We start from the raw sequence: 3,773 nt of genomic DNA, 5'->3' as shown, positions 1-3,773 counted from the left end.
GACGTTCAAAAACCTTGCATTATCCTTCTTGTAGTACATCGCTTGGTACAAAAAACAAGGGCAACAAAGCCTAAAACGACCGACTCCTGACGACCGGCTACTGACTCCTACCCCCAGGAAAAACTTTTTCAGCAGACCCTATCTAGGGCTGGCTGAATAAATCTAAAAACCTTGTTGGGTAAGACTTTTAGACTTTTTGGAAGACTCCCTCAAAATCGGTAAAACCCTACACCCCACACCCCACACCCTACACCCTACCCCCACGAAAAAATTTTTCAGCAAACCCTATCTAGGGTTATCCCCCGACAAATTACACCAATTTCAGATCGGGATAATTGGCGAGAATGTCGTCTTGACTGAGAATATCACCCTCGCTTTGAGGAGTCCAAATCACTTCTACCGCTAAAAGTCGATCGCCTCCCATACTACCAATTTGTTGCAGGGCTTGTTTCAAGTCTTGGGAATCATTAATTTTGGCTAGAGAAAATTTACCGACAATGCCGGCTAAAATAGTCACCAAAATATAGCCTTCCGGTGCGGTTTTAGCTAATTCTCCAGCCGATTCGGGTAAAATATTTTCTTGAGAACCTTGACGCAGTTGATTATTGTAATTAGTTAAGGTTTCCGCCGTTAGTTTACCGCGTTCGTTGAGAGACCACTGATTAAACTTCGCTTCTGCACTGCTGAGGCTGGTTTGTTGAGAATCGACGTTACCATAAACCCAGTATTCCGGATGACGTAACAGGGCGAGGGCCGATTCTTGTAAGACTTCGACGCGTCCCTCGGAGGTGCTAGTATCCACAGTTAGGGCGATTTGATTTAATTCTTGTTGCAGATAACGGGCATTAGCCAACAAACCCACCTGTACTTTAGCCACGGAGACGGTTTCATAACCGGATTCTATCGTCATACCATTCTCATCACTGCCTCCACCATTACGGAAAGCATTAACGAGGAAATTGGCAATAGCAAAAAAGATTAACAGAGAAATTAAGCCACCGCCACCACCACCCCAAAAGAAGGGTAAGAGGAAGGGAAAACCAATACCTCCACCGTAACCGGGGGAACTGTAACCACCACCTCTAGAAGGGCTAATACTGCGACTAGGGGCGCGAAAACTACCGCCCCCCATTCTACCCCCCGATGCCGCCAAAGCACTGGAAACATTGCCTAAAATCAGCGTTGTCACTAATCCTAGAACTAATAGCGGCTTGGCAAGCGATCGAACTTTAGTTAAAATTTTGTCAATCATAAGAACACCGAAGCAACCCTTTATTTACTAGGATAACCAGTTTCTCCCTCAGGGATAGACAAACCCCGAATAGGGATAACCGAATCAGTGATCAGTTATCAGTTATCAGTGATCAGATTTGAGTTTTCAGTTCACTGTTTACTGTTTACTGATCACTGACAAAACCCCCACCCCCAAATTTATGACTTGGAATTTCTCTTCTCCGACGGATTCGCCCTTAAGCGATCGCGAAGTACCCTTAGAAAGTCATCATCTCTGGGGTAAACGTATTGCTTTACTGGTGACGGGAGGGATTGCGGCCATGAAAGCGCCGCTAATTGCCCGATCTTTGCGGAAATTCGGGGCTACAGTCGTGGCTTTTGTCTCAGAAGAAGCTTTAAGATACGTCACTAAGGAAGCTTTGGAATGGAGTACGGTTAATCCCGTAATTAGCCAATTAACGGCAAAAGCAGAACATTTAAGCGATCAATCTCCCTTTGATCTTTATTTAGTCGCCCCCGCTACCTATAACACGATTAATAAGTTTCGTTACGGAATCGCTGACGGAGTGATCACTTCATGCTTGGCCTCGGCCTTGGGACGACAGGAAAAGGGAAAAACTAAAATTCTGCTTGTCCCCACCATGCACGGCAGTTTACATAATGCTATTCTGACCGAATCTTTGCAAACTCTCGATCGCTGGGGAGTCCAGATTATGTCACCCCGGGATGATTACGGTAAGCACAATCTCCCCGGGGAAAAAGAGATCACAGTGGCAGCCTGTGGGATTCTCAGTAATTCTGTCCTGAAAAATAGGCCGATTTTAGTCACTGGTGGACCCACACCCGTTATTATCGATAATATTCGTCGTTTAACCAATCGTTTTACCGGACAATTAGGAGTCGCTATTGCAGAAGAATTGTACCTGCGCGGGGCAAAGGTGCAATTAATCCACGGACGCGGCAGCTATACACCTCCCGCTTATTTACCCCATGAAATTATTGAAACTTATGACGAGTATCTAGGGAAGGTTATGGGAGAATTAGGCAGTAAAGATTATAAATTTGGAATTTTTTCGGCAGCAGTGGCAGATTATCGCTTAGAAAGCCCTTTTTACGGCAAAATTCCCAGTGGTGGGCAGTTAAATCTTAATTTTGTGCCGACGGAAAAAGTGATTGACAAGGTGAGAGAAAAATTTCCCGATTTAGAGATGGTGACTTTCAAGTATCAGGAGGGAGTCAGTCAGGAGGAGTTACTGGAAATCGCCCGTAAACGCCTAGAAAAGGGCTATCAGGCTGTTATTGCTAATAGGGGTGAGGAAAAGGGCGATCAAGGGGAACAGGTGGCTTATTTGGTCACAAAAGCGGCATTGGGGAAATTTATCGGCAAAAAAGCGATCGCTATTGGCATCGCCGAATATTTAGAACAGCGAGCCAAAAATGTTACAATCAAAAAAATTTAATATTTTTTAATATTAATTTGCAAAAATTTAGGGTAACACAGTCATGGGTAACATCAACTTCGTCAAAGAGAATAAGATCGTGGTAGCGGCAGATGGAGCGAATTTACGAGAGAAAGCAATCCAGAATGGCGTTGATATCTACACTTTTGGCGGTAAATTGATGAATTGTGGCGGTTACGGTCAGTGTGGTACTTGTATAGTGGCAATTGTCGAGGGGATGGAAAATCTCTCGGCCAAAACCGACTTTGAACAGCGCTGTCTGAAGAAAAAACCCGAAAATTATCGTTTAGCCTGTCAAACCAGCGTTAATGGCCCTATTAGCGTCCAAACTAAACCAAAATAGCATTTAAGCGTCATGCCCCACCCCCAGCAACGCACCGGTGGGGAAGGTGCGGCGATCAGAACCATTGAGGCGTTCGATACCAGTGAAAATTGCCAGACAATATCACATAATTCCCTGAACGACTTTTTCAGCAGACCCTAATTGATGTCTTGGGAAGACATCTCAGCGGATTTTTGTGATTTTTTCGCTGCTTTTTTGCCAGCCAAGGGCTGACAATCAAGAGATTTGCTAGAAAATATCAGCTTTACTGCATTTAAACTGCCTATCTCAATGGAACGAGAGGACTCCCGTTAAACCGCTACGCGGTTTAACGGGAATAAATCGCCACCGGAATGAAACTAACGCGGTAGCGTTTCCACTTTCGGGGAGTTTTTTTGGTTCTCGACGTATTTTTTTAGTTGTTCGACAGTAACGCCGCCACAACTAGCCACGAAATAACCTCCCGTCCAAAAATAAGGTTTATTGTCGAAATACTTGGCCGCCAAATCCGGAAATTCTTTTCTAATTAGGGTCTGCTGAAAAAGTTTTTCCTGGGGGTAGGAGTCAGTAGCTGGTCGTCAGGAGCCGGTCGTTTCAGGCTTTGTTGCCCTTGTTTTTTGTACCAAGCGATGTACTACAAGAAGGATAATGCAAGGTTTTTGAAAGTCCCAATCCTATTTTCGCAGCATGAACATCGGACTTTAACAGGTCAAAAGCTTTATTTTAAAAGGGTTTTACCATTATTCAGCAAGCCCTAA

Annotated in this window: 3 protein-coding genes and 1 pseudogene; 2 read left to right on the top strand and 2 right to left on the bottom strand. The window is 44.5% G+C overall.

Features of this window, described 5'->3' with window-relative positions; translation table 11 throughout:
• Positions 1–310 precede the first annotated feature (310 nt).
• Positions 311–1,252, bottom strand: coding sequence for a DUF1517 domain-containing protein (locus O9332_RS20245; protein ID WP_004162654.1), 942 nt, complete (start codon positions 1,250–1,252; stop codon positions 311–313).
• A gap of 181 nt (positions 1,253–1,433) precedes the next feature.
• On the opposite strand from O9332_RS20245, the gene O9332_RS20240 reads away from it, so the two are divergent.
• Positions 1,434–2,693 carry a phosphopantothenoylcysteine decarboxylase domain-containing protein gene (locus O9332_RS20240; protein ID WP_190720636.1) on the top strand — a complete coding sequence of 420 codons (1,260 nt, stop codon included), beginning with the start codon at positions 1,434–1,436 and terminating at the stop codon, positions 2,691–2,693.
• Between the two features lie 43 nt (positions 2,694–2,736).
• Positions 2,737–3,036, top strand: a complete 300-nt coding sequence (locus tag O9332_RS20235; RefSeq protein ID WP_002761301.1) for a 2Fe-2S iron-sulfur cluster-binding protein — start codon at positions 2,737–2,739, stop codon at positions 3,034–3,036.
• Between the two features lie 338 nt (positions 3,037–3,374).
• Here O9332_RS20235 and O9332_RS20230 read toward each other — a convergent pair.
• Positions 3,375–3,563: pseudogene (locus O9332_RS20230) on the bottom strand (IS200/IS605 family transposase); the annotation flags it as partial.
• Between the last annotated feature and the right edge of the window lie 210 nt (positions 3,564–3,773).

The sequence above is a fragment of the Microcystis sp. LE19-10.1B genome (assembly GCF_027530565.1).
In the GTDB taxonomy this organism is placed as follows: domain Bacteria; phylum Cyanobacteriota; class Cyanobacteriia; order Cyanobacteriales; family Microcystaceae; genus Microcystis; species Microcystis aeruginosa.
This window is presented reverse-complemented; position numbering and strand designations above follow the sequence as displayed.